At 70.3% G+C, this 25841-nt stretch carries 28 protein-coding genes; 15 read left to right on the top strand and 13 right to left on the bottom strand.

Annotated elements, in window-relative coordinates:
• Positions 1-18 precede the first annotated feature (18 nt).
• A complete protein-coding gene (locus tag ACI6GS_RS21985) occupies positions 19-759 on the bottom strand; it encodes a glycerophosphodiester phosphodiesterase family protein (RefSeq protein ID WP_439815617.1) in 741 nt (246 codons plus the stop codon).
• A gap of 5 nt (positions 760-764) precedes the next feature.
• Positions 765-1232 carry a RidA family protein gene (locus ACI6GS_RS21980; protein ID WP_439815616.1) on the bottom strand — a complete coding sequence of 156 codons (468 nt, stop codon included), beginning with the start codon at positions 1230-1232 and terminating at the stop codon, positions 765-767.
• A 174-nt stretch (positions 1233-1406) separates the two neighbouring features.
• Between ACI6GS_RS21980 and ACI6GS_RS21975 the strand changes: the two genes are divergently transcribed.
• Together ACI6GS_RS21975 and ACI6GS_RS21970 are read left to right on the top strand one after the other, a co-directional pair.
• Positions 1407-1823 (top strand): GFA family protein, encoded by a 417-nt coding sequence (locus ACI6GS_RS21975; protein WP_439815615.1) that lies wholly within the window; start codon positions 1407-1409, stop codon positions 1821-1823.
• A 22-nt stretch (positions 1824-1845) separates the two neighbouring features.
• A complete protein-coding gene (locus tag ACI6GS_RS21970) occupies positions 1846-3429 on the top strand; it encodes a DHA2 family efflux MFS transporter permease subunit (protein ID WP_439815614.1) in 1584 nt (527 codons plus the stop codon).
• On the opposite strand, the gene ACI6GS_RS21965 is transcribed toward ACI6GS_RS21970, so the two are convergent.
• The 4 genes from ACI6GS_RS21965 to ACI6GS_RS21950 all read right to left on the bottom strand — a co-directional run bounded on the left by ACI6GS_RS21965 (position 3356) and on the right by ACI6GS_RS21950 (position 8016).
• A complete protein-coding gene (locus ACI6GS_RS21965) occupies positions 3356-3886 on the bottom strand; it encodes an isoprenylcysteine carboxyl methyltransferase family protein (RefSeq protein WP_439815613.1) in 531 nt (176 codons plus the stop codon). The genes ACI6GS_RS21970 and ACI6GS_RS21965 overlap by 74 nt on opposite strands.
• A gap of 7 nt (positions 3887-3893) precedes the next feature.
• Complete coding sequence (locus ACI6GS_RS21960; protein ID WP_439815612.1) at positions 3894-4982, bottom strand: type III polyketide synthase; 1089 nt, start codon at positions 4980-4982, stop codon at positions 3894-3896.
• Between the two features lie 2 nt (positions 4983-4984).
• Positions 4985-5602, bottom strand: coding sequence for an ABC transporter substrate-binding protein (locus ACI6GS_RS21955; protein ID WP_439815611.1), 618 nt, complete (start codon positions 5600-5602; stop codon positions 4985-4987).
• A 164-nt stretch (positions 5603-5766) separates the two neighbouring features.
• Positions 5767-8016 (bottom strand): mechanosensitive ion channel domain-containing protein, encoded by a 2250-nt coding sequence (locus ACI6GS_RS21950; RefSeq protein WP_439815610.1) that lies wholly within the window; start codon positions 8014-8016, stop codon positions 5767-5769.
• Positions 8017-8114: 98 nt separating this feature from the next.
• On the opposite strand from ACI6GS_RS21950, the gene ACI6GS_RS21945 reads away from it, so the two are divergent.
• Positions 8115-8330, top strand: coding sequence for a NepR family anti-sigma factor (locus ACI6GS_RS21945; protein ID WP_439817997.1), 216 nt, complete (start codon positions 8115-8117; stop codon positions 8328-8330).
• Positions 8331-8341: 11 nt separating this feature from the next.
• On the opposite strand, the gene ACI6GS_RS21940 is transcribed toward ACI6GS_RS21945, so the two are convergent.
• Positions 8342-8929, bottom strand: a complete 588-nt coding sequence (locus ACI6GS_RS21940; RefSeq protein ID WP_439815609.1) for an RNA polymerase sigma factor — start codon at positions 8927-8929, stop codon at positions 8342-8344.
• Complete coding sequence (locus tag ACI6GS_RS21935; protein ID WP_439815608.1) at positions 8926-9810, bottom strand: YihY/virulence factor BrkB family protein; 885 nt, start codon at positions 9808-9810, stop codon at positions 8926-8928. The genes ACI6GS_RS21940 and ACI6GS_RS21935 overlap by 4 nt, the downstream gene beginning before the upstream one ends.
• A 232-nt stretch (positions 9811-10042) precedes the next feature.
• On the opposite strand from ACI6GS_RS21935, the gene ACI6GS_RS21930 reads away from it, so the two are divergent.
• Positions 10043-10300 carry an anti-sigma factor family protein gene (locus ACI6GS_RS21930; RefSeq protein ID WP_439815607.1) on the top strand — a complete coding sequence of 86 codons (258 nt, stop codon included), beginning with the start codon at positions 10043-10045 and terminating at the stop codon, positions 10298-10300.
• 53 nt (positions 10301-10353) lie between these two features.
• On the opposite strand, the gene ACI6GS_RS21925 is transcribed toward ACI6GS_RS21930, so the two are convergent.
• Complete coding sequence (locus tag ACI6GS_RS21925) at positions 10354-10509, bottom strand: DUF3309 family protein (protein WP_439815606.1); 156 nt, start codon at positions 10507-10509, stop codon at positions 10354-10356.
• Positions 10510-10741: 232 nt separating this feature from the next.
• On the opposite strand from ACI6GS_RS21925, the gene ACI6GS_RS21920 reads away from it, so the two are divergent.
• Together ACI6GS_RS21920 and ACI6GS_RS21915 are read left to right on the top strand one after the other, a co-directional pair.
• Complete coding sequence (locus tag ACI6GS_RS21920; RefSeq protein WP_439815605.1) at positions 10742-11917, top strand: AI-2E family transporter; 1176 nt, start codon at positions 10742-10744, stop codon at positions 11915-11917.
• Positions 11918-11948: 31 nt separating this feature from the next.
• Entirely contained in the window at positions 11949-12734 is a 786-nt protein-coding gene (locus ACI6GS_RS21915; RefSeq protein ID WP_439815604.1) for a response regulator, read from the top strand.
• 45 nt (positions 12735-12779) lie between these two features.
• Here ACI6GS_RS21915 and ACI6GS_RS21910 read toward each other — a convergent pair whose 3' ends face one another.
• Positions 12780-13802, bottom strand: a complete 1023-nt coding sequence (locus ACI6GS_RS21910; RefSeq protein ID WP_439815603.1) for an MlaA family lipoprotein — start codon at positions 13800-13802, stop codon at positions 12780-12782.
• A 241-nt stretch (positions 13803-14043) separates the two neighbouring features.
• Here ACI6GS_RS21910 and ACI6GS_RS21905 point away from each other — a divergent pair, with 241 nt between their 5' ends.
• Complete coding sequence (locus tag ACI6GS_RS21905; protein ID WP_439815602.1) at positions 14044-15009, top strand: alpha/beta fold hydrolase; 966 nt, start codon at positions 14044-14046, stop codon at positions 15007-15009.
• Here the strand turns inward: ACI6GS_RS21905 and ACI6GS_RS21900 are convergent.
• From ACI6GS_RS21900 to ACI6GS_RS21890, 3 genes are read right to left on the bottom strand one after another with little or no spacing between them, the layout of a single operon-like run.
• Complete coding sequence (locus ACI6GS_RS21900) at positions 14972-16201, bottom strand: YbfB/YjiJ family MFS transporter (protein WP_439815601.1); 1230 nt, start codon at positions 16199-16201, stop codon at positions 14972-14974. The genes ACI6GS_RS21905 and ACI6GS_RS21900 overlap by 38 nt on opposite strands.
• Positions 16198-16695: a MarR family winged helix-turn-helix transcriptional regulator gene (locus tag ACI6GS_RS21895; RefSeq protein ID WP_439815600.1), complete on the bottom strand. Its 498-nt coding sequence runs from the start codon at positions 16693-16695 to the stop codon at positions 16198-16200. Before ACI6GS_RS21895 ends, ACI6GS_RS21900 begins: the two co-directional genes overlap by 4 nt.
• The gene (locus ACI6GS_RS21890; protein WP_439815599.1) at positions 16649-17140 is read right to left on the bottom strand and encodes a MerR family transcriptional regulator; all 492 of its coding nucleotides are present in this window, start codon (positions 17138-17140) and stop codon (positions 16649-16651) included. Before ACI6GS_RS21890 ends, ACI6GS_RS21895 begins: the two co-directional genes overlap by 47 nt.
• Positions 17141-17216: 76 nt before the next feature.
• On the opposite strand from ACI6GS_RS21890, the gene ACI6GS_RS21885 reads away from it, so the two are divergent.
• The 8 genes from ACI6GS_RS21885 to ACI6GS_RS21850 all read left to right on the top strand — a co-directional run bounded on the left by ACI6GS_RS21885 (position 17217) and on the right by ACI6GS_RS21850 (position 25837).
• Positions 17217-18767: a nitrilase-related carbon-nitrogen hydrolase gene (locus tag ACI6GS_RS21885; protein WP_439815598.1), complete on the top strand. Its 1551-nt coding sequence runs from the start codon at positions 17217-17219 to the stop codon at positions 18765-18767.
• Between the two features lie 69 nt (positions 18768-18836).
• Positions 18837-20003, top strand: a complete 1167-nt coding sequence (locus ACI6GS_RS21880) for a homogentisate 1,2-dioxygenase (RefSeq protein WP_439815597.1) — start codon at positions 18837-18839, stop codon at positions 20001-20003.
• Between the two features lie 4 nt (positions 20004-20007).
• Positions 20008-21054, top strand: a complete 1047-nt coding sequence (locus ACI6GS_RS21875) for a fumarylacetoacetate hydrolase family protein (protein ID WP_439815596.1) — start codon at positions 20008-20010, stop codon at positions 21052-21054.
• Entirely contained in the window at positions 21051-22013 is a 963-nt protein-coding gene (locus ACI6GS_RS21870) for an MBL fold metallo-hydrolase (RefSeq protein WP_439815595.1), read from the top strand. The genes ACI6GS_RS21875 and ACI6GS_RS21870 overlap by 4 nt, the downstream gene beginning before the upstream one ends.
• A gap of 134 nt (positions 22014-22147) precedes the next feature.
• The gene (locus tag ACI6GS_RS21865) at positions 22148-23758 is read left to right on the top strand and encodes an FAD-dependent oxidoreductase (protein WP_439815594.1); all 1611 of its coding nucleotides are present in this window, start codon (positions 22148-22150) and stop codon (positions 23756-23758) included.
• Entirely contained in the window at positions 23755-23958 is a 204-nt protein-coding gene (locus ACI6GS_RS21860) for a DUF2783 domain-containing protein (RefSeq protein WP_439815593.1), read from the top strand. The genes ACI6GS_RS21865 and ACI6GS_RS21860 overlap by 4 nt, the downstream gene beginning before the upstream one ends.
• Positions 23959-24176: 218 nt before the next feature.
• On the top strand, positions 24177-25046 hold the full coding sequence (locus ACI6GS_RS21855; protein WP_439815592.1) for a transporter substrate-binding domain-containing protein: 870 nt from the start codon (positions 24177-24179) through the stop codon (positions 25044-25046).
• 143 nt (positions 25047-25189) lie between these two features.
• Entirely contained in the window at positions 25190-25837 is a 648-nt protein-coding gene (locus tag ACI6GS_RS21850) for an amino acid ABC transporter permease (protein ID WP_439815591.1), read from the top strand.
• Positions 25838-25841 lie beyond the last annotated feature (4 nt).

Below are 25841 nucleotides of genomic sequence, written 5' to 3'. Positions count from 1 at the left end.
ATGCCGGCGCAAGGGCCTTCACGGAAGCCAGTTCTCGAACACGATGTTGTCGGCAAAAGCCGCGGCGCGGGCGCGCTGGCGGGCGTTGCGCACGGTCCAGGTGATGACGGCGCGGCCGCTGGCGCGGGCCTGGGCCACCGCCCGGTTGGGCAGGGCGTTGATGTCATAGGACACGAACGACGCGCCGACCCGGTCCAGGTCGGCCAGCTGTTCCAGCAGGCGCGCGCGCTCGGCCCCGATCTCGCCCTCGTCCCAGTCGCTGGCGCGCATCGCGACCAGGCCGCGCGGCACGGCTGGCGCGTGGGTGCGGAACCAGGCGGGCGCGGCCGGATCAAAGGACTTGATGCAGTGCGGCCCCTGGTACTTGTGCAGCGCCCGGGCGGTTGCCTCCGCCAGGACGGGGGTCAGCGCGCCACAGCCCTTGATCTCGATCACCAATGGCGCGCGCCCGTCGACCAGGCGCACCACCTGGGCAAGGGTCGGGATCGTCTCGGCCGTGCCCAGGACGGCAAACGTGCCCAGCGTGGCCGCGTCATGGTCCGCCGCCAGCCCCGGCCGGCCGGTCAGGCGGGACAGGGCCTCGTCATGGAACACCATGGCGACGCCGTCGCCGCTCAGCACAAGGTCCAGCTCGATGCCATAGCCATGGCGGATTGCCGCCAGGAACGCGGCGCGGGTGTTCTCTGGCCGGCGGGCCCCGTCGATCCAGCGGCCGTGCAGGCCGCGATGGGCGATCGGCCGGCGGGTCAGCCAGTCCATGGCGCTCAATAGATCTCGAACAGGCCGTCGACCTCGACCGCGGCGCCCAGCGGAAGGGAGGGGCAGCCGACGGCGATGCGGGCATGACGCCCGGCGTCGCCGAACACGTCCGCCATCAGGTCCGACGCGCCGTTGACGACCTTCGGATGTTCGGTGAAGCCGTCGCCGCAGAACACATAGCCGCCCAGCTTCACGACGCGCGCGACGCGGTCCAGGTCGCCGTCGCAGGCGACGCGCAGCTGCGCCAGCAGGTTGATGGCGCACAGCCGCGCCGCCCGGTAGCCGCCTTCGATCGTCAGTTCGGAGCCGACCTTGCCCTTGAACACCAGGTTGCCGTTGGAGACGGGCAACTGGCCCGCGATGTGGCATTGCCCCTCGACCAGGACATAGGGGACGTAGTTGGCCGCAGGCGCTGCCGGCACGGGCAGCTCGATCCCCAACTCCCGCAGCCGCTCGTCGATCCGTCCTGCCATCGTCTTGCCCCCCGCGCCGCCGCAGCGCCCTGCCCATTCGGCGCGCATGGTGACACGGCCCCGCCGTGCAGGGCGAGGGCCAAGGCCGCCCGCGCGACGACCTTGCACAAGCAGGCCGCGCCGCGCTTAGGTGGGGCCAAGGGAATGACGACAGGGACAGGGGAAGGATTCGCGATGGTCGCACCGTTCACCGGCGGCTGCATGTGCGGCAAGGTCCGTTACCGCGTCGATGCGGAGCCGATGATGTTCGCCTTCTGCCATTGCCGCGAATGCCGCTACGTTTCCGGCGGGGAGCCGGCCTCGGTCGTCGTGGTCCCGCGCGAGGCATTCCACATCACCGCGGGAGAGGTTCGGAACTACCGGTCCCAGGCCAAGTCCGGCAACTTCGTCACGCGCAAGTTCTGCCCCGACTGCGGGACGCCCCTGTTCAGCGACGTGGAGGCAATGCCCGCCATCTGGGTCGTCAAGGCGGGCAGCATGGACGACGATTCCTGGCTGACGCCGGCGCTGACCGTGTGGACCGACACGGCCGCACCCTGGGCGCACCGCCCGGCGGGCCTGCCCGAATTCCCGGAGAATCCGCCGGGGTGAGGGGGCGCCGGCCGGCCTGGCGATGAGGGACACGGCGGCGGACGGGCCGGGCTGGCGCGCCTGGGTTGGCTTCCTGGCCATGTGCACCGGCCTGTTCATGGCCGTGCTGGACATCCAGATCGTGGCGACCGCCCTGCCGGAGATCCAGCTGGGCGTCGGCACCACGCCCGACCGGATCAGCTGGGTGCAGACCGTCTACCTGATCGCGGAGGTGGTCGCGATCGCGCTGACCGGGCTGCTGACCCGCATGCTGGGCATGGCCCGGTTGTTCACGCTGTCCATCCTTGGCTTCACTGCCGCCAGCATCGGCTGCGCGTTGAGCGACACGCTGCCCGCGCTGCTGGCCTGGCGCACGGTCCAGGGCGCCTTTGCAGGGACCATCATCCCGTCGGTCTTCTCGGCCGTGTTCCTGATCTTCCCGGGCCGGTCGCAGCCCCTGGCAACGACGATCGCTGGCCTGCTGGCCGTGCTGGCGCCGACGCTGGGACCCTATATCGGCGGCAGCATCACGCAGGCCTTCAGCTGGCACTGGCTGTTCCTGGTCAACGTCGTCCCCGGCCTGCTGGCGGCGGCTGTCGGCTGGACCGCCCTGCGCCGCGTGCCGGCCGACTGGCAGGTGGTGCGCCGGCTGGACTGGCTGGCGCTGGCGCTGCTGGTGGTGGCGCTGGCCAGCCTGGAACTGACGGTGAAGGACGCGCCGCGCCTGGGCTGGACGACGCCGGCCAGTTTGGTCCTGGTCGCCCTGCTGCTGGGCTGCGGCGGCCTGTTCGTGTGGCGCACGCTGGCCGCACCCGATCCCATCGTGGTGCTGCGGCAGTTGCGCGACCGCGACTTCGCGCTGGGCTGCGCGCTCAGCTTCCTGCTGGGGACGGGCCTCTATGGCGCCACCTACCTGATGCCGGTCTTCCTGGCCTTCGTGCGCGAGGCGGAGCCGTTGCGCATCGGCGAGGTGATGCTGGTGACCGGCATCGCGCAACTGGTGGCAGCCCCGCTGGTCGTCCTGGCGGAGCGCGTCGTGGGCTGCCGCGTCCTGGCGCTGGCGGGCTTCGCGCTGTTCGCCCTGGGCCTGGGCCTCAGCAGTGGCCAGACCTGGCAGACCGACTTCTGGGAGATGGCGCTGCCCCAGGCGATCCGCGGCGTCGCCATCATGCTGTGCCTGCTGCCGCCGACCCGCATCGCCCTTGGCCACCTGGCGCCGGAGGGGGTGCCCGATGCCAGCGCGCTGTTCAACCTGCTGCGCAACCTGGGCGGCGCGGTCGGCATCGCCCTGACCGACACGGTGATCCACGGCACCGCCTATGGCGCGGGCGAGGCGATCGCCGAGCGGCTGCGCGCCGGCGACCGGGCGACGGCCGTGGCGGTCGGGCTGGACCCTGCGCGTTTCACAGGCGTGCCGCTGGGGCCGGTCGACCAGGCGACGCAGGACGCGATCCGCCCCCTGGTCGAGCGCGCCGCCCTGGTCGAGGCGATCAATCATGCCTGGGCGGCCCTGGCCGCCTTTGCCGTGCTGGGCGTGCTGCTGGTCCTGCTGGTCAGGGGCCGGCCGATCCCGCCATTGTCCCCGGGCGGGCCGAGCGGGGCGCCAGGGCCGCTTCCTCCACACTGATCCGCCAGGCGACCAGGACCGCGTTCAGGGCGGCGAAGGCGACGGCGATCCAGCCGGCGCCAAAGGCCAGGGGCAGGGTCACGATCTCGGCCGAGACGACCAGGTAGTTGGGATGGCGGACCAGGCGATAGGGCCCGCGGCGGACCAGCGGCGCGCCGTCCAGGGTGATGATGCGCGTCGTCCAGAACGGGCCCAGGCTGGCAATGACCCAGGCACGGCCCAGTTGCAGGACGACGAGCAGGCCCAGCAACGGCCAGCTGGGGGGCGTATCCCAGGGCACCAGGAGCGCCAGCGCCGCCAGCCACGCGCCGTGCAGGACGATGAATAGGGGATAGTGGGCGGCACCCACCTCGCGCCCGCCGCGCGCCAGCAGGGCCCGGGTATTGCGTGCCGCCAGGACCAGCTCCGCCAGGCGCTGTGCCGCGACCAGCGCCAGGACCACCGGCAGCACCGCCATCGCGCCGTCAGTCGAGGTCGAGCAGCGCCAGCGCGGCAGAGAAGCCGGGCCCCAGCGCCGTCATCAGGTGCGGGCCGGCCGCACCGGCGTCCAGTGCCTCGCGCAGCACGAACAGGACAGTGGGGGCCGACATGTTGCCATGCTCGCGCAGGACCTTGCGCGCCAGGTCCAGGCCACCAGGCGCCAGGTCGAAGGCGGTCTCCAGCGCGGCCAGGACCTTGGCCCCGCCGGGATGGCAGACAAAGCCGGCGACCTCGCCCAGGCCCAGGCCGTGCCGCGCCAGGAACTCCAGCGCCAGGGCGCGCACGTCGCGCTCGACCAGGCCTGGGATTTCCTTGCTGAAGATCACCTTCAGCCCGTCATTGCCGACGTCCCAGCCCATCACGTCCAGGCTGTCGGGAAAGGTGTGCTCGGCCCAGTCGCGCACCGCAGGCCCGCGATCCGCGGCACAGGTCACGATGGCGGCGGCGGCGCCGTCGCCGAACAGGGCGGTTGCGATGATGTTGCTCTTGGACCGGTCGCCCACGCGGAAGGTCAGGCCGCACAATTCCACGACCAGCAGCAGGTAGCGCTTGGCCGGCGCGGCGCGCGCCATCTGCGCCGCGCGCGCCAGGCCCAGGACGCCGCCGGCACAGCCCAGGCCAAAGACCGGCAGCCGCTCCACATCGCGGCGGAGGGGCAGCCGCGCCATCAGGCGGGCGTCCAGGGCCGGGGTCGCGATGCCGGTGGACGAGACGGTGATCAGTCCGTCCACATCGCCTGCCTGCAGCCCGGCCTGGTCCAGCGCGCGCTGGGCCGCCTGGGCCAGCAGGGCCACCGCGTTATCGAGATAGAGGTCGTTGCGTTCGCGGAAATCGTGGGAGTCGCTGTACCAGTCCAGCGGCACGCAGGAATGGCGCGTGGCGATGGCGGAATTGGCATAGACCGGCACCAGCCGTTCCAGCTCCGCCGCGTGGCGCGCGAAATAGGCGATGGCCGCCTGGGCCACGTCCTCCTGCGCCAGCGTGTAGGGCGGGACCGCGGTCGCCAGCGCGGCAATGCGGGCCACCGGGGGGCCGGACGGCAGGGCCGAAGCGTCCCCGCCGTCCGCAGGCATGGCTAGGTCCGGCTCAGGGAGGCGACCTTGCGGTCGATCGCGTCCAGCAGGGCGGGAACGCCGCCGGCCCGCAGGATCGAGATGAACTCCTCGCGCCGGCGCTCGACCTCGCTCACGCGGCCGTCCAGGAAGATGTCGACGACGCGCCAGCTGCCGCCGGCCTCGTGCATCACATAGTCGAAATTGACGGGGGTGGAGCCGTCGACGAAGACCAGGCGGCTGCGCTGCAGCACCCGGTTGTCGGCCTGGGGCACGGCCTCGCCCGTCTCGAACGTGTCGCCGGAATAGCTCTTGAACTGGCTGGCCAGGGTGGCCGCGGCCAGGCGGGTGAAGGCCTGGCCCACCTTGGCCTTGTCCTCGTCCGACATCTGCCGCCAGGCGGAGCCGACGACGCGGCGGGTGATCGCGGGAATGTCGAAGGTGCGCTCCACCGCCGCCTGGATAACGGCGGTGCGGCCTTCGAACTTCAGCTTCTCGCTCTGCTGCATGGCGACGGTCAGCGCGCCATGGAACCCGGTAATGGCCTGTGCCGTGGGCGTGTCCGCGGCCATGGCCGGGGCTGCCGCCATCAGGCACAGCACGATGAACAGCCGACGCGTGACGAACCTGATGACGTTCACGGACCCTCTCTTGCCTCCAGACGCGACAATCTCGTGTGCCCTGTCCATCCCGCATCCTGGCGATGCAGGTGGACCGGCATGCGAAGCCTGCACGCTTTAGCGTACCGGATCGTGACAGGGAAGCATGCCCGGCCGCGATTCGGAAGTTGCCCGGTCCGCGCTGTTCAGGCGGTGCCGTCGGTCAGCGCGTCCAGCCAGGGCGGATCCTTGGCCGGGCGGGCATAGGGAACGCCCAGGCCGATGCCCATCGTGTCGCAGCGCGCCTTCAGCCCCTGGCGATAGGTGCGCCCGACCGCCCATTGCCGCCCGGGCCGCGTCTTGATGCGCAGGCGGATGGTGACCAGGCCCCCGGTGATGGTCTCCACGCCCTGGATTTCCAGCGGCTCCAGGATGTCCTGCGCTTGGGCGTCCTTCAGGTCGTCATAGGCCAGGCGCATCGCTTCCATCGCCTGGCGCAGGTCGGTGTCATAGGACACCGCCACGTCCATGTCGGCATAGGCATAGTCGCGGGTCTTGTTCTCGATCGAAGTCACGTTGCTGAACGGGATCGTATAGACCGCGCCCGAGGCATTGCGCAGGCGGATCGTGCGCAGCGTCAGGCCCTCGACCGTGCCCGTCAGGCCGCCCACCGTCACCACGTCGCCGATCGACACCGTGTCCTCCAGCAGCATGAACAGGCCGGTTATGATGTCCTTGACCAGCGTCTGCGCGCCAAAGCCGACGGCCAGGCCGACGACCCCGGCGCTGGCCAGAAGCGGGGCCGTGTCGACACCCATCTGCGACAGCACGGTCAGCAGCACCAGGGCCACCAGCACGACCCACACCACATTGCGCATCAGCGGCAGCAGTGTCCGCAGCCGGGCCGAGCGCTCGATCGAGCCGTTGCCCGGGTGCAGGGCCCGCTCGATCGCGGTGCGCGAGACTTCCCAGATGACCAGGGCGACCAGCACGGTCAGCACGATCTTGCCGATGGCCGACAGCACCGTCTGCCCCGCCTGTGACTCCGCCCAGGCAAAGCTGTCGACGCCCCAGGCCGCCAGGACCAGCAGCAAAGCCAGGACCCAGATCAGGATGCCGGCGCCCCGCGCCAGGACTGACAGGTAGCGATTGGCCCGGTTCTCCAGCGCCGGCAGGCGCTGCGTGACGTCGCTGGGCATCGACAGGCCGCGCCGGATCAGGATGCCCAGGCCATAGGTGGCCACCCGCGCCAGGACCAGGATCAGCACCGACAGGACGCTGCCGCGGAAGATCAGCGCGAAGCCACCATCCACGTCCAGCAGCCAGATGCCATACATCGCCACGACCCAGATCACGGCCAGGATGTGCCAGGCGTCGGCCAGCCGGCGCCGCGCGGCCGAGACCTGGGCCTGCGTCGCGGCGCTGGCCGTGCTGGCGCGCGGGCGGGCCAGCCAGTCGGCAACCCCCTTGCGGTTCTGCAGGACAAAGACGACCAGCAGCGCCGTGAACACCAGGCCCACGATCTTGAGCAGGGCCAGGGCTGCCCGGGCCGGCAGGCCGACCTGCGCCAGCGCCACGGTCGCGAAATAGCCATAGATCGCAACCCGGCTCAGACGCCGGACCCAGACCTTCAGGTAATAGGCGGTCTCATCCGACACCGGAACCAGGCGTCGCCCTGGCGCGTCGGGTGCGAACAGCAGCACCGTCGCCGCCACCGCCAGCTCGACCAGGGTCGCGCCCGACACCACGGCGCGGACCATGGCCCGCGCACCATTGGTCATGTCCAGCACGCTGCTCGCCGCCAGGCCCACGGCCAGGAACACCGCGACGGGCACCAGGTGCAGGATCAGCGACGCCCCGCTCAACGCCAGGCGGCCGCCCAGCGTCGTGGCCAGGCGCTGGTCCAGCGGCCGCTGCACCGGCCGCATCACCCGCCCGGCGATCCAGAAGGCGATGAAGGCGACCGCCAGGACGATGGCCGTCATCTGCACCAGTTCCGCCAGTTCGCGCAGCGCCGCGGGATCGTTGCCCAGGCGCTCGAACCAGGCGCCCAGGCTGGGCAGGTCGCGGAACGCCCCGGCCAGTTCCTCCACCCCCTGACGCAGGCCCAGCCAGCGCCGCGTCAGGAAATCCTCGACCAGGTCCACCTGCGGCGACGCCGGTGCTGCCGCCTGCTCCGCCGCCACCAGCAGCTTCAGCTGTTCGATCAGCTTCTGTCGCTGGGCGGGATCCTCCAGCGTCGCGACCATCGCCGCCACCTGCTGTGCACTGGGTGCCGGGGCAGGGTCCTGCGCCCGGGCACCCGGCGCCAGGGACAGCCACAGGGCGATGCCCAGCACCAGCGCCAGCAGCCCTGGCCGCAGCGCGCTCCGGGCGGTCGCCGCTGGCGCTGCGCTGTGGCGCGCCCGCCACGGCCGGTCGGGGCAGGCGGCCGGTGGCGCTCCGGCGTCCGGCATGTCGGAACTCATTCTCAGGGACATGGGTTGGCTCGAAAATCGCAGTGCGGCGCCCGCCTGCCGGAATGCAGGCGCGGCGACTGGTTTGAGGAGTAACGATCCTGGGTAGCGATGCAGGCAGGTCAAGGCTGGCCGAGCAGGGTGTTCCTGGCGGCACGCTGAACGAATCCGCGATCGACGGCCAGTTGCGCACGCTCTACGCCAACGTGCTGGACGAGCCAATTCCCGATCACCTGATGGCGCTCCTCGACCAGCTCCGCGACACCGCCGACGACGGCGCGCCAGCTGCACCGGCGCCCGACCGGCAACCCTGACGCCGGCCGTCTCAGCCGACCTCCTCGTCCGATGGCACCGCATGGCCGGCCATGCGGTCGCGCAGGGCAGCCCTGGCGCGCGACAGGCGCGAGCGGACGGTGCCGATCGGAATGCCCAGCACGTCTGCCGCTTCGTCGTACTGCAGACCCTCGACCCCGCACAGCAGGATGACCTGGCGGAAATCGTCGGAGAGGGAATCCAGCGCCTCCAGCGTCCGCTTCAGTTCGAGGCTGGTTTCCTGGTTGCTCTGGATCGCCGTCGCCGGGTGCTCGGCCAGCATGTCGCTGTCGGACCGCACCGGGTCGCGCCGCGACCGGCGATAGGCGTTGCGGAACACGTTCTGAAGAATGCGGAAGAGCCAGGCCCGAAGCGAGGTCCCGGGCTGGAAGGTCGCGATGCTGCGGATCGACCGCACCATCGTCTCCTGCACCAGGTCGTCGGCCGCGTGGACGTCATGGACCAGAAGCCGGGCAAAGCGGCGCAGGCGCGGAATCTCCTGCTCGATCTCAGCGAACAAGGCCGCCCGCGTCGCCGGGTCCAGCGGCGCCCGCGGACTCGCCGGGGGCAGGCCGGCGGGCGGGTCTTGGGGTGCCGTCATGTCTTGGCCTCCACCACCAGGTCCTGCGGCGCCGCAGTCTCGTCGATCTGGCGCTGGGCAATGAAATGAAGGCGGGCACAATTGTACTCGGCACCAAACACGAAAATCACCGCTGCGAAATAGAGGAACAGGAGCGTGGCAATGATGCCGCCCAGACTGCCATAGGTGACGCTGTAATCACCCACCACCGAAAGGTAGAGCGAGAACAGTCCCGCCAGGCTGAGCAGCAGGATGGCACTGAACAGTGCGCCGGGCAGGATCGCCGACAAGGTCAGGCGCCGGCCCGGCAGGATCCGGTGCAGCGCCACCACTGCAACCAGGACGACCAGCAGCGTGATGCTCCAGCGCACGACGTCATAGAGCACGCGGGTGCCCGGTGGCATGTAGATCAGGTCGTCCAGCCATTTCAGCAGGACCGGCGCCAGCACGATCGCGACCGACAGCACGATGAACGCGAATGCGCCCACCAGGACGATCGTGAAGTTGGCGATGATCAGGCGCCAGAACGGCCGCCTTTCGTCGACGTCATAGGCGCGGTTGAGGGCGACGCGCAGGGCGTCGATGCCATTCGACGCGACCCACATGGCACCGATGATGCCGATGGTCAGCAGGCCGCCATTCTGCCGGGAGAGGACGTCCCGGATGACGGGCGCGATCGTCAGCGCGACGGCATCGGGCGTCAGCGCGAACAGCTGGTCCATCACCGGCTGGATGTCGTTGGCGCTGCCGAAAAAGCCGGCCAGCGCCGCCAGGAAGATCATGAACGGAAACGCAGACAGCAGCGCGGAATAGGCCAGGAACCCGCCCAGCTGGAACACACCGTCGTCCTGCGTGCGCCTGACAGCCGACCACAGGATCCGCCCCACGGTCGCGATCTTCATGGCGGCAATGCGGAACAGCGTGGACTGAACATCTCTCCGACCAGGGTTATCCTGCAAACGCTCCAAGGGGTGCCCCGCTGCCTGGGTGCCTAGCCAATCCGGCGCGCGGACGGCCTGGGCGATGCGCCACGGGACAATCTACATTGAACGCAGGGCTTGGCGGGGCATCGCTTCTTGCTGGACAAGCGGCGGCGTTCTGACCAAACCTGACGCCGGTCAGGTGCCAGGCCGAGTGGAGCAGGCGTTCAGCGTGATGGCGGCAGACGGGCCGATCGACGAAGACGACGTCCAGGACTATATCGAGGGGCGCGCCGATCCGGCCCGCGCCAGCGCGATCAAGGCCTGGCTTGCCCGCGACCCGCAGCGCCGGCAGGAGGTCGAGGCCCTGGTGGCGCAGCGCGACGCGTTGCGCGCGATCGGCGCCGGCGTCCTGGATGAACCCGTGCCGGCGCGTCTCCTCGACATCCTGCGCCCAGGCGGCGGCGACTAGGGCGCGCGGCGCACTGATGACTGCCGGTCGATGCCCCATCGCCGCGCCCGGCTTCAGATCCGTCCCATCAGGACGAGGACCAGCAGAATGATGACGACGATGCCCAGGCCACCGCTGGGGTAATAGCCCCAGCCACGGCTGTACGGCCACGCGGGCAGGGCGCCCAGCAGAAGCAGGATCAACAGGATCAGCAGAATGGTCGACAGCATGGTGGACGCCTTCCCCAGATTCAGCCACAGGCGGTGCTGGTGCGACCGTAATGCGGCCACCCCCGCCCGGTTCCCGCCTGAATGGTTCCCACCCACAAGGCCTGGATCTCGCGCGCGTCCGCGTCATGCGCTTCAGGGAACGCTGCATGCGCGCTGACGTTCTGGTCCCGCAGGTGCCGCGGCCCTGGCCCGATGCGGGCCACAGGCGGGCCGGCGGGCGCGGGGGGCGAACATGACGCGAAAGGCCAGGCGCTGGGCCACGACGGCATTGGCTGTCGTGGTTGTCCTTGTGCTCGTCAACGTCCTGGGCACGGTCCTGCTGCCCTTTGCGCTGGGCTTTGCCATCGCCGCCTTTCTCTCGCCTGCCGCCGACACGCTGCAGCGCCGGGGCTGGTCGCGCGGCCTGGCGGCGGCGCTGCTGACGGTGCTGGCTCTGGGTGCACTGGGGCTCTACACGGCCCTGGTCGTGCCGCCCTTCATGATGGAGCTGGGCCTACTGCTGCAGCGCCTGCCGGCCCTGGTGATGGCGGCGCGCGACCACCTTGTCGACATCGCCCCACCCCTGTCGCAGGCGATGGACGGGCAGGCCCCCTCGATCGAGGCGGCGGGCCAGGGTTTCGACATCCAGGGGACGCTGAGCCAGGTCCTGACCTATGGCCTGAACCTGGTCGACCTCGCCGTGGTCCTGGCCCTGACGCCATTCCTGCTGTTCTACTTCCTGCGCGACTGGCCGGAATTGACCGAGACGCTGATCCGCCTGGTGCCGATGGACCAGCAGCCCGTGGCCCGTCGCCTGGGCCGGCGGGCACGCCGTCGGCTGGACGAGTTCCTGACCGGGCAGGGTTTCGTCTGCCTGATCCTGGCCCATGTCTATGCCGTGGCGCTGGCGCTGATGAAGGTCGATTTCGGCCTGGTGCTTGGTGTGCTCAGCGGCCTTCTGGTGATGATCCCGGTGATCGGCATCGTCGCCATGTGCCTGGTGACCTGCCTTGTGGCCGTGCTGCAGTTCACGTCCTTTGCCGCCCTGCTGCCGGTCCTGGCGCTTTATGTGATGGTGGAACTGGCCAACCGCTTCGTCCTGGTGCCGCGGCTGGTCGCGGGCGACCACCGTACTCATCCGGCCTGGCTGATCCTGGCCTTTCTCGTCTCCCTGCAGTTCTTCGGCTTCTTTGCGGCCGTCCTGCTGATGCCGCTGGTCTGCGTGGTCGAGGTCCTGGCCGAGCATGTTGCCCAGCAGTGGAAGCGCGGCCAGCTCGGCCAGCCGCAGCCGGTCACGGTCGCGGGCACTGTGACCATTTCAGGGTCCGTGTTGCAGACCCCCGTCCTGGGGCCTAGGATTACTCCGTCGTCTGCCGAAAACAGCCAGACCAGCGACCTGGGGGGACTAAGTCACCCGCCGAAAGGATAGGGCCGGGCGTGTAGCGCCGAAAGGACAGGCAATGGCGTCATCTGCCAGCACTCTTCTTGATGAACTGCCGCGGCTGCGCCGTTTTGCGTGCCTGCTGACCGGTTCGCGGAGGGTGGGGGATGACCTGCTCCGGCAGTCGCTTCAGGCCTATGTCGCCGGCAGCACCGACGACCTTCCTCCCGGGGGCGGCGTGCTGCGCCTCCTGGCCGATCTGGCCGCAGCCACACCCAGCCAGGGCCCGTCCACCCGCGGCCCCGCCGCCAGCGCGGTCCCCGTGGCGGACGAGGACCGCCTGGCCGAGAACCTGCTGATCCTGCCCCTGGGTCAGCGCCTGGCCGTGCTGCTTGTCGGCGTCCATGGGCTGGCCTATGGCCAGGCCGCGCGTATTGCCGGCGTCAGCGAGTTCGAGATCCGCCGCGACCTGATGGCGGGCCGTCGCCTGCTGCTGCGGCGCAGCCTGCCTCCGGTCCTGGTGATCGAGAACGAGCGCCTGGTGGGCGAGCACATTGCCGGCATCCTGGAGGACATGGGCCATCGCGTCAGCGGTCCGGCCTGCACGGGGGCGGAAGCCCTCGCCCTGGCCCGGGCCGACCGGCCGTCCCTGATCCTGGCCGACATCGACCTCGGCGACGGGGCCTCCGGCATCGTGGTGGGGCGCGAGATCGTGCGCCTGACACAGGCCAAGCTGATCTATGTCACCGGCTTTCCCAGCCGGGTGATCATGGAGCAGAGCCGTGGCGACAATGCCATGGTCCTGGCCAAGCCCTTCGCGCCGGAGAGCCTGCGCGTCGCCGTCAATCGCGCGATGGTCGCCTGACGCCGCGGCGGACGTGCCCCGGCGGGCCGCGGCACTGCCGGTCCCTCAGCGGCGGCTGACCAGACGCAACTCGGTCAGGCGCACCACGCGGACCTGGCCATCGGCCAGGTTGCGCACGCGGTACATTTCCTCGTCCGGGCGGAACCAGTCGTCCGGGCCCTTGCCGGTGAACACCCCCTCGACGGCATAGTCCTGGCCATCGGTCCAGGCGACCACGTCGTGCGGGCGCAGCGCGTTGGCCGGGTCGCTGTCGGCGGCGGCCTGGTCCGGATCGGTCGCCTCGGGCGAAGCCGCCTGGGGCGCGGTGCTGTCGTCCGCTGACGGCCAGGCGGCCTGGTCCTCGATCTGCTGGGTGCGACGCTGGCGATAGAGACTGCGCACGGTCGCGTAAAGGTCCAGCGAGCTGGCCTCCAGGTCCGCGGCCTCCTGGTAGCGGCGGGCGCGGGCATCGACCAGCTTGGCTGCGGTGACATAGGTGCTGATGTCGTTGCGGTGGTTGGTCCAGTAGAAATAGGACAGCGGATCCAGTCCCTGGTCCGCAACGAACCCGGTCAGGTCGCGCGGGTTCGACGGCCCCAGCAATGGCAGCATGATGTAGGGTCCCTCGGCGACGCCATAGGTGCCCAGCGTCTGGCCGAAGTCCTCCTTGGCGCGGGGCAGGCCCCAGTCGGTCGCGACATCGAACAGGCCACCGATCCCCAGCGTGCTGTTGGTCAGGAAGCGCACCGTGGTCGCTCCCGCCCCGTCCAGGTTGCCCTGCAGCACCGCGTTCACAATGCTCAGCGGCTCTTCGGTGTTGTCCAGGAAGTTGGTGACGCGCTGGCGCCCCTGTTCCGGCACCACCTCGCGATAGACCCAGGCCACCGGCTTCAGCAGGACGCGGTCGACGAACAGGTTGAAGTCGAACGTGGCGCGGTTCAGCGGCTCAAGCGGATCGTTGGCCTGCTCGTACTCCGCCACCGCGTCGGGATCGGCGGGGTCTGGCGGCGTGGCACAGGCGGCCAGCAGCAGGGCCGCCGCGACGGCGACCGCTGCGAGGCGCGGCAGGGGCTGGACGGCTGATGGCACTGGGCTTGCGACTCCGGAACCTTGACCTTGAGACGATAGGGCCGGTGCGGCGGCACCGGCCTGTGACATCCTCGCCATCGATCCTGTTCCCCCAACCTGACCCCGACCTGACCGCGCGGGCGCGGGCCTGTCCCCGCATGACATGGTCACGGCCTGTCCGCCCCGCTATACAGGGCCCAATCACAACCCCGGCCGCGCACTTTTGCTCCGCGGCGGGCGCAGGGACAGGGTGGGAGGGACGATGCCGGAATTCCGCATGATCGACGTGGGCGGCGTCCGCCTGAGGGCGGCCGTGGAGGGGACGGGCCCGCTGGTCGTCATGGTCCATGGCTTTCCGGAATCCTGGTATTCCTGGCGCCACCAGATCGGCCCCATCGCGGCCGCGGGCTTCACGGCGGCGGCGATCGACGTGCGCGGCTATGGCGGCTCCGACAGGCCGCCGCAGGTCGCCGACTATGCCATGAACCACATGGTGGCGGACGTCACCGGCGTGGTCGATGCGCTGAGCCCCGGTGCGCCTGCGGTCATCCTGGGCCATGACTGGGGTGCGCCCATCGTCTGGAACACCGCGCTGATCCGGCCCGACCGCATCCGCGCTGTGGGTGCCCTGTCGGTGCCCTACCTGGGCCCGGCGCCAAAGCCGTTCAACCACATCTTCGACGAGGTCTTCACCAAGAAGAACCGCTTCTTCTACCAGGCCTATTTCCAGAAGGAAGGCGTCGCCGAGGCGGAGGCCGAGGGCGACGTGCGCACCTTCCTGCGCAAGTTTCTCTATGCGATCTCGGGCGATGCCCCGGTCGGCAGTTGGCCCACGGACAAGACGACCGCCGATCCGTTGCTGAAGGGCCTGATCGACCCGGAGCCCTTCCCCGCATGGCTGACGCCGGCCGACCTTGACTATTACGTGGGCGAGTTCGAGCGCTCGGGCCTGCGCGGGCCGATCAACCGCTACCGCAACCACGAGGCGGATTTCGCCTATCTCCAGGACTTCAGGGAGCGGAAGATCGAGCAGCCGGCGCTGTTCATCAGCGGCACCCGCGATCCGGCCTACAACATGCTGGGCGGGCGCGACCCGATGGAGGTCATGCGCACCTTCGTGCCCAACCTCCAGGTGGCGGAACTGCTGGAGGGCTGCGGCCACTGGACCCAGCAGGAGCGCCCGGACGAGGTCAACGCCCGCCTGATCCCCTGGCTGAAAAGCCTGTAGCAGCACCCAGGTCGCGCTGCAGGGCGGCCAGGCAACTGCCCGCCGCCAGCAGCGCGATCGACGCCCACAGGCCCGCATCCAGCGTCCCCAGGGCGTCGGTCAGGGCGCCGATGGCCAGCGGCCCCGCCGTCTGGCCCAGGCCAAAGGCTATGGTCATGGCGGCGATCCCGCCTGGCCACGCGGCTTCGGCCAGGTTGCGGCGGACAAAGACGGTGGTCCCGGCCACGACGCTGAGAAAGGCGCTGCCAAACACGACGGCTGAGGCGACGAGCACTGCCGGATGAGCCGAGAGCAGGGGCAGCACGGCGCCCGCCAGGGTGACGGCGGTCAGTGCCGCGACGCCCAGGCCACCCGGCAGCCGGCCCAGCACGCCGGACCAGACGAAGGGGGCCGCCATCGACGACAGGCCGAGCAGCGTCCAGAAGCCGGCCTGGAGCCCGGGGGCCGTGCCGCCCGCCTCCCGCACCCAGGCGATCATGAACGTCATGTAGGCGATATAGCCCGCGCCAAATCCCAGATAGCCCAGCAGGATCGGCGCCATCGCCCGCAGCGGCACCTGCCGGGCGGCGGCACCTGTCGCGCCCGGTCCCAGGCGTTCACCCCGCGCCAGGGCCAGGACCAGCATCAGGCCCCCCGACAGGGCCGCGAGCACAAGCCAGGCCCGCCACCACGAGCCGGGTCCCCAGGCGGCCAGCAGGAACGGCACGATCGCGCCCGACAGGGCGATGCCGATGCCCGGCCCGACATAGAACAGGCCCAGCAGCAGCGCCGTGGCGCGGCCCTGGCGCACCGCGACGCCGGCCGCCAGCGTGCCACCCGCGACCATGGCAAAGGCCGCGCCCACGCCCGCCGCCAGGCGCGCCGCAGCCAGGGGCGCGAACAGATCCGTCGCACCCGTGGCCGCCATTGCCAGGGTTGCCAGGCCGCTGCCCAGCATGATCGCCGGCCACGCCCCCAGCCCGCGCACCACCGGGGCGGAAAGCAGCGCCCCCAGCAGGTAGCCGGCGGCGTTGATCGTGTTCATGAAGCCGGCTTCGGCATAGGTCCAGCCCAGGCTGTCCCGCATGTCGGGCAGGACCAGGGCATAGGCGAACCGGCTGATCCCCAGGCCGATGGCCGGCCCCAGCGCCAGCACCAGGATCACGAACGCGGCTCGCCCCGCGGTTGCGTCCGGCCGGCCGGTGCGGCTCATTCGGGCGCGTCCGCGATCCTGTCCGCCGGCCCGGCCAGGCTGCGGGCACGGTCCTCCAGATGCGTGAGCACGCGCTCCAGGGCCTGGCGCTCCGCGGCGTCCAGGCCGTCCTGCAGCCGCTCGACGAAGCCCAGCGCGTGCGGCACCAGATCGGCATAGACCGCCCGGCCGCGCGGGGTCAGCGCCAGCATCGCTTCCCGCTGGTCATGGGGACTGGGGCTGCGGATCACCAGGCCCGCCTCGACCAGGGCCGAGGCCGCGCGGGAGACGCGGGTCTTGTGCATCAGCGTGACCCGCGTGATCGCAGCGGCATTGAGCGGCCCGGCGGCCAGGTTCGCCAGGATGCGCCATTCGGGGATCGACAGGCCGTGGCGCGCGCGATAGACGCGCGACAGGGCTTGGCTGACAGCCTCCGCCAGCCCCGTCAGGCGATAGGGCAGGAAGCGGTCAAGGTCGATCGCGCTTGCGGGATCGTTGGGGGCTTGCTCGGTCACGCTGCGCATCCAAGCGGGCCTGCGGCACTCTGGCAAGGCCGGCCCAGGGCTGGCTGGACCAGGGCGCCGGTCCGTGGTCCGGGGCGCACGGCTCGGCCCACAGGCGGCGCTGCTCCGCCAGCTCGGTCGCCAGCGCGTCGCGCATCGCGATCGCCTGCGCGATGTGCGCGTCCAGCTCGGCCAGCTTGGCCTCGAGCCCGCCCAGCGCTTCCTCCCGCGAGAAGCCGCGGTGCAGGACGGCGGGCAGCGTCCGGCCGATCTCGTCCAGGGAAAAGCCCAGGGCCTGCGCCTGGTCGATCAGGGTCAGCACCCCCACCATCTCTGCAGGATAGTCGCGATAGCCATTGGCGCTCCGCGGCACACGCGGCAGAAGTCCCTCCGTCTCATAGAAACGGATGCGCGACGTGCTGACGCCCGTGCGCCGGGACAGTTCGCCGATGCGCATGAAAACCATCCCTTGACCTTCAACCTTGGTCGAAGGTTTAGCGTACGGGCCATCCCGATCCAAGAGGATGTGCACCATGACCATCCAGGCCTTTCCGGCAACCGCCGACCCGCCCATGACGACCCGCCTGCTCCGCGGCCCCTGGGCCTTGCTGGCGCTGGGTGCGCCGCTCTCGCTCCTGGCGGTGGGGGGACGCTGGGACGTCGCCCTGGCCGCGTGGCTGGCGCCGATCCTTCTGCTGCGCTTCGGCCGGACCATGCCGGCCCTGTCCGGGCTCGCCGTGCTGACGCTGCTTTCGGTGGCGCAGTCGTTCTGGATGCTGGTCCAGTTTGGCGTAGCCCTGCAGCCGGGCCTGCTTGCGCTCGTCGTGGCGATGGGCCTGTTCTTCGTCCTGCCCTTTGTCGCCGACCGTCTGCTGGCCCCGCACCTGGGGCCGGTCGGCCGGCTGCTGGTGTTCCCGGCCGCGATCGTCGCGATCGAGTTCGCGATCGCCGTGCTCAGCCCGACCGGTGGCAGCTATGGCCTGCGCGCGATCACGCAGGGCGAGGCGCTGCCCGTGCTCCAGGTCATGGCACTGGCCGGGCCGCACGCCATCGGCTTCCTGGTCGGCCTGGTGGCGACTGCCGCCAACGCGCTGTGGGAGGCACCCGCAGACAGCCTGGCGCGGCGCCATGCGCTGGCGGTCGCCGGGCTCCTGGTCGCGGTCGTGGCGGGGGGCGAGGCGCGGCTGACCTTCCTGGGCACGCCCGTGGGCGCGCCGCATGTCCGCGTCGCCGGCATCACGCCGGACCTTGGCCTGCGCCACCAGGTCAACGCGCCGGTCATGGCCGTCGGCAACCAGGGCGCCGTGCTGCCGCCGCCCGACGACGCGGTCCAGGCCATGCGGACGCCGCAGATGCTGGAGCGCATCGCCCAGGTTCAGGACCAGATGCTGGCCGCCACGCGCCGGGCGGCCCAGGCCGGCGCCCAACTGGTCCTGTGGTCCGAGACGGCCGTGGCCGTCCACGCGGCGGACCGCGACGCGCTGATCGCCCGCGCCGCCCAGGTCGCGCGTGAGGAGGGGATCTACCTGAACGTCACCCTTGGCATTCCCTTTGCCCGGAACGAGGCGCTGCTGATCGGCCCCGATGGCCAGACGCTATGGTCCTATGACAAGAACCATCCCGTGCCGGGCATGGAGCCCGTCCCCGCCGTGGCCAATGCCGTCCCGGTCGCCGCGACGCCTTTTGGCAGCCTGGCCAATGTCATCTGCTATGACGCGGACTTCCCCGCCCTGGCGCGGGTGGCGGCGGACATCCTGCTGGTTCCCGGCTGGGACTGGCCGGAAGTAGGGGCGTCCCACACGCTGAAGATGGCCCGGCTGCGCAGTGTGGAGAACGGCTACGCCCTGGTCCGCACCGACTTCGACGGACAGTCCGCGGCGTTCGACCGCCTGGGCCGGACCCTGGCAAGCCAGGACACGACCGGCCCGGGCGCCCATGTGATGGTTGCCGACGTACAGGTCGAGGGCGCCCGCACCCTCTACAACCGGACGGGAGAGGTCCTGGGCTGGGCCTGCCTGGCCGGCCTGCTGGCCGCGGCCGGCCTCGCACTGCGCAACCGGAGTTCGTTGCGCGTGCAACGATAACGGTGTTAGGCTCCTGCCATGGCACCGCCACGCAGTGGTGCCGCGGACGGGAACGGGACGGGTCGGGCGATGGCGGGACCGCGCTATATCAGCTTTCCGCGGGTGGAGGGGCGATCCTCCCGCCAGGCCCATGCCGACCTGCCCGCCGGCACGTTCGAGCGCGAGCTGGGCAAGGAGGGGTTCTTCGGCCCCGCCACCATGATGTACCACCGCCATGCGCCGACCGGCTGGACCAGCTGGTCCGGCCCGTTGCGCCCGCGGGCCTTCGACCTGTCCGCCCTCGACGCGGGGACCAGCCTGTGGGCGGCACCCCTGGTCCTGTCCAACGCCCGCTGTGCCATGCGCTTCTGGCGGGTCGCGGAGGCGATGGACCACCTGGTGCGCAATGCCGACGGGGACGAGCTGCTGTTCGTGCACGACGGGGCGGGCAGCCTGTTCTGCGACTATGGGCACCTGCGGGTGGCCAAGGGCGACTATGTCGTCCTGCCGCGCTCGACCATGTGGCGCCTGGAGCCGGACAGCCCGATGGCGGTCCTGGCGATTGAGTGCACCAACGGCACCTATCGCCTGCCTGACCGTGGCCTGGTCGGGCGCCACGCCCTGTTCGACGAGGCGATCCTGGACGTGCCGGCTTTGGACGAGCCGTTCAAGGCGCAACAAGGGGAAACCCCCTGGACCGTGCTGGTGAAGCGGCGCAACCAGGTCTCGGAAGTGACCTATCCCTTCAACCCGCTGGATGCGGTCGGCTGGCATGGCGACCTGGCGCCGGTGCGGCTGAACGTGAAGGACATAAGGCCGCTGTCCAGCCACCGCTATCATGTGCCGCCCTCGGCCCATACGACCTGGGTGGGGGAGCGCTTCGTCGTTTGCACCTTTGTCCCGCGGCCGTTCGAGACCGATCCGCGGGCCGTGAAGGTGCCGTTCTTCCACAACAATGACGATTTCGACGAGGTCATCTTCTATCACGACGGCGATTTCTTCAGCCGCGACAACATCAAGCCGGGCATGCTGACCTGGCACCCGTTCGGCTTCACCCACGGGCCTCATCCCAAGGCCCTGGGCCGCATGTACCAGCAGCCCAAGGCGATGACCGACGAATACGCCGTCATGATCGACGCCCGCGATCCGCTGGAGGCCGGACCCGGCATGGCGGCGGTCGAACTGACGTCCTATGCCGAGAGCTGGCACAGCCCCGGCGCCGTGCCACCGGATGCACCTGCAGAGGCGGCGGAGTAGGGCGATGCGCCTGGCCTCCCTGAACCAGGGGCGTGACGGCCGGCTGGTCCTGGTGGACGCCGCGCGCGCGACGATGGTGCGCGCCCGCGCCGCGACCACGCTGCAGGCGGCCCTGGACGACTGGGACCGCCTGGCCCCCCTGCTGGGGGCGGAGCAGGCGCTGCTCGATGCCGGCCGGGCCGAGGGGGCCGAGCCGTTCCGCGCCCAGGACTGCGCCGCACCCTTGCCGCGCGCCTATCAATGGGCGGATGGCAGCGCCTATGTCACCCATGTCGAACTGGTGCGCCGGGCACGTGGCGCCGAGATGCCGCCAAGCTTCTGGACCGACCCGCTGATGTACCAGGGCGGCTCCGACGGGTTCCTGGCCCCGTGCGCCGACATTCCCGCGGGCGATCCCGCCTGGGGCCTGGATTTCGAGGCGGAGGTCGCCGTCATCACGGGCGATGTGCCGCTGGGGGCGACGGTCGCCCAGGCGGCCGCCGCGATCCGCCTCGTCATGCTGGTCAACGACGTCAGCCTGCGCGACCTGATCCCGCACGAACTGGCCAAGGGGTTCGGCTTCTTCCAGTCGAAGCCGGCCAGCGCTGCCGCCCCCATTGCCCTGACGCCTGATGAACTGGGCCCTGCCTGGGATGGCGAGCGCCTGCATGGGCCGGTGCTGTCCAGCCTGAACGGTCATCTGTTCGGGCGGCCGGATGCCGGCGTCGACATGGTCTTCTCGTTCCCGCAGCTGATCGCGCACGCGGCGCGCACGCGGGCGCTCTGCACCGGCAGCATTGTCGGCTCCGGCACGGTCGCCAATCGGCATGGCGACCCTGCGGTGTCGGGGATCGAGGCGGGTGGCGTCGGCTCCTCCTGCATTGCCGAGCGGCGCATGCTGGAGGTGCTGGCGCACGGTGCGCCGCGCACGCCCTTCCTGGGGGCTGGCGACCATGTGCGGATCGAGATGCTGGATGCGCGCGGCCGCAGTCTGTTCGGCGCGATCGACCAGTGCGTACGGGCTTCGGCGGCCACAGACACACAATACCGGGTCCAGGGGAGGACGGCATGAGCAAGGCTTTCGCGTCGCATGGCGACCTGATGGACAAGGCGATCAGCTTCGACGAACTGGGCTCCGGCCTGTTCGCCTTCACGGCGGAGGGCGATCCCAATAGCGGCGTGATCGTGGGCGACGACGGGGTGATCGTGATCGACACCCAGGCAACCCCCGTCATGGCGCAGGAGGTGATCTCCCGCATCCAGGGCGTCACCGACCGGCCGGTCTCGTGGATCGTGCTCAGCCACTACCACGCCGTGCGCGTGCTGGGGGCGGCCGCCTATGGCGCGCGCGGCGTGATCGCCAGCCAGGGCACGCTGGACCTGATCAAGGAGCGCGGGCAGCAGGACTACGAGTCGGAGGTCGGGCGCTTTCCCCGGCTGTTCCGGGCGGTCGAATCGATCCCCGGCCTGACCTGGCCCGACATCGTCTTCGAGCGCCGCCTGACGGTGCGGCTGGGCACGCGCGAGGTCGAGCTGATGCACCTGGGCCGCGGCCATACCAAGGGCGACACGATCGCCTGGCTGCCGAAGGAACGGGTGCTCTATGCCGGCGACCTGGTCGAGTGCCAGGCGACGCCCTATACCGGCGACGCCTACCTGCGCGACTGGCCCGCCACGCTGCAGAAGCTGCGGGAGCTTCAGCCGGAATGCCTGGTGCCGGGGCGCGGCCGGGCCCTGACATCCGCCCGCGACTGCCTGGACGCGATCGACGCGACCGACGCCTTCGTTCGCGCGCTGTACGAGGCGGTATCGGGCGCACGGGCCAAGGGAGCGACCCTGAAACAGGCCTATGACGAGGCGAACTCGGCGCTGCGCCCGCGTTTCGGCAACTGGGTCATCTTCGACCATTGCATGCCGTTCGACGTCTCCCGCGCCTATGACGAGGCGGGTGGCGTGGACGATCCCAACATCTGGACCGCCGAGCGCGACGTCGCGATGTGGGAGGCCCTGGAACGCTCCCAGGCCGCGTGAGGGGCGCCCAACTAATTACCGCTCATCCCCGCGAAGGCGGGGATCCAGGGGCAAGCGCTGTCCTGCGTGATCCTGGATCCCCGCTTTCGCGGGGATGAGCGGATCTTCTGATGGTCCTTCTGATGGAGGAACCCATGTCCGCATCCTATGAGGCGCCGCGCTATCCGTACCGGCGGTCGGTCGACCAGGATCGGCCGGGTCGTCATGCCGTTGTGGTCGTGGGCGCCGGGATGGTCGGGCTCGCCATGGCGGTCGACCTTGCCCTGCGCGGGGTCGCCTGCGTCGTGCTCGACGACAACGACACCGTCTCGACCGGCAGCCGCTCTATCTGCCACGCCCAGCGGACGCTGGAAATCTACGACCGCCTGGGGATTGCCGAGCGGGTGCGCGGGCGCGGCGTCGTCTGGAACCGCGGCCGCGTCTTCCGCGGCGACCGCGAGATCTACGACTTCAACCTCCAGCCGGAGGGGGGGCAGGCCTGGCCCGCCTTCATCAACCTGCAGCAGTTCCATGTGGAGGAATGGCTGGTCGAACGGGCGCTTGCGACCGGCCTGGTGGACCTGCGCTGGCGCAACCGGGTCACGGGCGTCGCACCCCAGGCGGATGGCGTCGCGCTGGACATCGACACGCCGGATGGCGCCTACAGGCTGCAGGCCGACTGGGTCATCGCCTGCGACGGCGCCAATTCGACCGTGCGGCAGGCGCTGGGCCTGGATTTCGCCGGCCGCGTCTTCCAGGACCGCTTCCTGATCGCTGACGTGAAGATGGAGGCGGAGTTCCCGACCGAGCGCTGGTTCTGGTTCGACCCGCCGTTCAATCCCGGCCAGTCGGCCCTGCTGCATCGCCAGGCGGACAATGTCTGGCGCATCGACCTGCAACTGGGGCCGGATGCCGACCCGGAGCAGGAGCGGCAGCCGGAGCGGGTCATCCCGCGGCTGAAGGCGATGCTGGGGGCGGAGGCGCGTTTCACCCTCGACTGGGTGTCGGTCTACACGTTCTGCTGCCGCCGGCTGGAGCGGTTCCGCCATGGCCGGGTCCTGTTTGCCGGGGATGCGGCGCACCAGGTCTCGCCGTTTGGGGCGCGGGGCGGCAATGGCGGGATCCAGGACGTGGACAACCTCGCCTGGAAGCTGGCTTTGGTCCTGGCCGGCCACGCGCCAGAGACGCTGCTCGACACCTATGATGCCGAGCGCGGCCCGGCGGCGGATGAGAACATCCTGAACTCGACCCGTGCCACCGACTTCCTGACGCCCAAGAGCGGGGCGGGGCGCGCCCTGCGCGATGCCGTGCTGGACCTGGCGGAGCGCTTTGCATTTGCCCGGCCCATGGTGAATTCGGGGCGCCTGTCGCGCCCGCACACGTCCCGCTCCGGCCCGCTCAACAGTCCTGATGCGGGGCCTTTCGATGCCGGCGCACCAGCGGGTGCGCCGCTGCCCGATGCGCCTTTTGGCGCCGGCTGGCTCCTGCCGCACCTGGGGGACGGTTTCACCCTGCTCTGGTTTGGCCGGGATCTACCCGCCGCACCGCGCCTGGGGGAGGGGCCGGTGCCCATCCGCCTGCTGGTCGTGCCGCCGGAAGAGGGCCTGGCCTGGCAGCGCTGCGGGGCAGAGCCCGGTACCTGCCTGCTGGTGCGTCCCGACCAGCACATTGCCGCGCGCTTCCGCAGCCTGGAGGTGGAGGCCGTCCTGGCCGCACGCGACCGGGCGCTGGGCCTGGCACCACAGGCCATTGGGGTTGCCGCATGAGTGGGCTGGACACCGCGCCCCGCCTCGACCGCCCGGACGATGTGTTCGAGGCACTGGTCGCCGCCCACCAGGGGCTGGACGCGGCCGCCTGCGCCCGGCTCGACGCCCGGCTGATCCTGCTCCTGGCCAACCAGGTGGGCGACGCCACCATCGTGCTGGAGGCGATCCGCCTCGCCCGGCAGGACTTGCCAGGCGCCTGAGCGCTGCGCGGAGCGGGCTCCGCTGCCTGCCTCATTTCTGGTCAATCCCGCGCGTGTGGTTACGTCTTGGGCAGGCTGTCCGGGACCTGTGCCCCATCCGGCGCGCTTGATGCGGCGCGGTCCCTGGCACCACGGCCGCGACATTCCTGGCACGCCCTTTGCTGTTCCTTCCGTCATCACGGGGCGACGCCCGCCGACGGCATCGAAGAGGGACAGGCATGACCACGGATATCAAGCCAGGCCAGACGCGCCGGCGCGTCCTGCTCAATATCGCACTCGGCTCCGCCGCCCTGTCCGCGGGCCTCAGCCTGCGCAGCCGCCCGGGCCTTGCCGCGACGCTGGAGGAGATCAAGGCGCGCGGCGCCTTCGTCGTCGCGACCGAGGACGACTACAAGCCGTTCTCCTACCTGGTCGATGGCAAGCCCATGGGCTACGACCATGCGATCGCCGACCTGCTGCGCGCGCATATCGCACCCATCGAGCTGAAGCAGGAGATCATTCCCTGGACCGGCCTGCTCGCCGGTGTCGCCAGCGGCAAGTACGACATGTGCCTGAGCGCGGCGCTCATCACCAAGGAACGGCAGGAGTCGCTGGACTTCACCTCGCCCACGGCCGCCGCCACCAACGTCTACATCAAGCGCAAGGCCGACGACTCGATCAAGGGCATCCCCGACCTGTCGGGCAAGACCATCGGCGTCCAGGCGGGCAGCGCCCTGCTGTCCAAGCTGCCGGAGCTTGAGGCGATGCTGGCGCCCACCGGTGGCAAGCTGGGCGAGGTGGTGCAGTACACCTCCTACCCCGAGGCGTACCAGGACCTGGCCATCGGCCGGACCGACATTGTCATCAATACCGAGATCAATGCCGAGGCCCTGGTCAAGGAACGCCCCGACGTGTTCGAGAAGGGCCTGCCCGTCGCCAGCACGACCTACACGGCCTATGCCGTTGCCAAGGGCAACGCCGAACTGCTGGCCTGGGTGAACGACTTCCTGCTGGGCCTGCGCAAGGACGGCCGGATGTACGCCCTGCAGAAGGAACACCTGGGCGTCTCGTTCGAGAACATGCCCGAATCCTTCATCGCCGAAAGCTGAGCCGTCGCTCGGATGCTTCGAGACGCGTCCCTGCGGGCCGCTCCTCAGCATGACGCTCTTGGTTTTCTGAGTGAAACACCAACGGTCGTCATCCTGAGGAGGGTCCGGAGGACCCGTCTCGAAGGATGTTGGTGCATGCCCGCATGACCCTTGCCGACTATCTCAGCCTGATCGAGGGCGCGGGCATGACCGTGCTGATCTCGCTCAGCGCGATCGTCCTCGGCGTGCCTCTCGGCCTGGGGCTGGCCCTGCTGCGCTGGGGTCGGGTCCCCGTCGCGGGCCACATGGCGGCCGTCTATGTCAGCATAATCCGTGCCTCGCCCATGGTGACGCTGGGCCTGCTGATCTTCTTCGCCCTGCCGGGAATCGGCCTGTCGCTCGATCCGATCCCGGCGGGTATCGCCACGCTGACGATCAGCACCGCCTCGTTCAATGCCGAGATCTGGCGCGGTGCGCTGCTTGCCTTCCCCAAGGACCAGATCGAGTCGGCCAAGGCGGTCGGCATGACGCGGGGCCTGTGGTTCCGCCGCATCGTCCTGCCCCAGGTGACGCGCACCGCTCTGCCGGCTTTGGTCAACGAGATGACGCTGCTGCTGAAGTCCAGCCCCGCCATCGCCGTGCTGGGGGTGGTGGAGATCACGCGCGCCGCGGTGCGGATCGGTGCCCGCACCTATGAGCCGCTGCCCCCGTTTGCCGCGGCCCTCGTCATTTATACCGCCGTCATCGCCCTGTTCGTCCTGGCCCAGCGCATGGTCGAGCGGCGCTACGGCGTCGCCACGGCGACGCGGTAGCGGC

The organism is Zavarzinia sp. CC-PAN008, from assembly GCF_051903925.1.
Lineage (GTDB): Bacteria > Pseudomonadota > Alphaproteobacteria > Zavarziniales > Zavarziniaceae.
This window is presented reverse-complemented; position numbering and strand designations above follow the sequence as displayed.

Excerpts from the sequence above, each read along its gene's own strand:
- ACI6GS_RS21985 (WP_439815617.1), bottom strand. The coding sequence starts at position 759 with ATGGACTGGCTGACCCGCCGGCCGATCGCCCATCGCGGCCTGCACGGC.
- ACI6GS_RS21980 (WP_439815616.1), bottom strand. The coding sequence starts at position 1,232 with ATGGCAGGACGGATCGACGAGCGGCTGCGGGAGTTGGGGATCGAGCTG.
- ACI6GS_RS21975 (WP_439815615.1), top strand. The coding sequence starts at position 1,407 with ATGGTCGCACCGTTCACCGGCGGCTGCATGTGCGGCAAGGTCCGTTAC.
- ACI6GS_RS21970 (WP_439815614.1), top strand. The coding sequence starts at position 1,846 with ATGAGGGACACGGCGGCGGACGGGCCGGGCTGGCGCGCCTGGGTTGGC.
- ACI6GS_RS21965 (WP_439815613.1), bottom strand. The coding sequence starts at position 3,886 with ATGGCGGTGCTGCCGGTGGTCCTGGCGCTGGTCGCGGCACAGCGCCTG.
- ACI6GS_RS21960 (WP_439815612.1), bottom strand. The coding sequence starts at position 4,982 with ATGCCTGCGGACGGCGGGGACGCTTCGGCCCTGCCGTCCGGCCCCCCG.
- ACI6GS_RS21950 (WP_439815610.1), bottom strand. The coding sequence starts at position 8,016 with ATGCCGGACGCCGGAGCGCCACCGGCCGCCTGCCCCGACCGGCCGTGG.
- ACI6GS_RS21940 (WP_439815609.1), bottom strand. The coding sequence starts at position 8,929 with ATGACGGCACCCCAAGACCCGCCCGCCGGCCTGCCCCCGGCGAGTCCG.
- ACI6GS_RS21935 (WP_439815608.1), bottom strand. The coding sequence starts at position 9,810 with ATGAAGATCGCGACCGTGGGGCGGATCCTGTGGTCGGCTGTCAGGCGC.
- ACI6GS_RS21925 (WP_439815606.1), bottom strand. The coding sequence starts at position 10,509 with ATGCTGTCGACCATTCTGCTGATCCTGTTGATCCTGCTTCTGCTGGGC.
- ACI6GS_RS21920 (WP_439815605.1), top strand. The coding sequence starts at position 10,742 with ATGACGCGAAAGGCCAGGCGCTGGGCCACGACGGCATTGGCTGTCGTG.
- ACI6GS_RS21915 (WP_439815604.1), top strand. The coding sequence starts at position 11,949 with ATGGCGTCATCTGCCAGCACTCTTCTTGATGAACTGCCGCGGCTGCGC.
- ACI6GS_RS21905 (WP_439815602.1), top strand. The coding sequence starts at position 14,044 with ATGCCGGAATTCCGCATGATCGACGTGGGCGGCGTCCGCCTGAGGGCG.
- ACI6GS_RS21900 (WP_439815601.1), bottom strand. The coding sequence starts at position 16,201 with ATGAGCCGCACCGGCCGGCCGGACGCAACCGCGGGGCGAGCCGCGTTC.
- ACI6GS_RS21890 (WP_439815599.1), bottom strand. The coding sequence starts at position 17,140 with ATGCGCATCGGCGAACTGTCCCGGCGCACGGGCGTCAGCACGTCGCGC.
- ACI6GS_RS21885 (WP_439815598.1), top strand. The coding sequence starts at position 17,217 with ATGACCATCCAGGCCTTTCCGGCAACCGCCGACCCGCCCATGACGACC.
- ACI6GS_RS21880 (WP_439815597.1), top strand. The coding sequence starts at position 18,837 with ATGGCGGGACCGCGCTATATCAGCTTTCCGCGGGTGGAGGGGCGATCC.
- ACI6GS_RS21875 (WP_439815596.1), top strand. The coding sequence starts at position 20,008 with ATGCGCCTGGCCTCCCTGAACCAGGGGCGTGACGGCCGGCTGGTCCTG.
- ACI6GS_RS21870 (WP_439815595.1), top strand. The coding sequence starts at position 21,051 with ATGAGCAAGGCTTTCGCGTCGCATGGCGACCTGATGGACAAGGCGATC.
- ACI6GS_RS21865 (WP_439815594.1), top strand. The coding sequence starts at position 22,148 with ATGTCCGCATCCTATGAGGCGCCGCGCTATCCGTACCGGCGGTCGGTC.
- ACI6GS_RS21860 (WP_439815593.1), top strand. The coding sequence starts at position 23,755 with ATGAGTGGGCTGGACACCGCGCCCCGCCTCGACCGCCCGGACGATGTG.
- ACI6GS_RS21855 (WP_439815592.1), top strand. The coding sequence starts at position 24,177 with ATGACCACGGATATCAAGCCAGGCCAGACGCGCCGGCGCGTCCTGCTC.
- ACI6GS_RS21850 (WP_439815591.1), top strand. The coding sequence starts at position 25,190 with ATGACCCTTGCCGACTATCTCAGCCTGATCGAGGGCGCGGGCATGACC.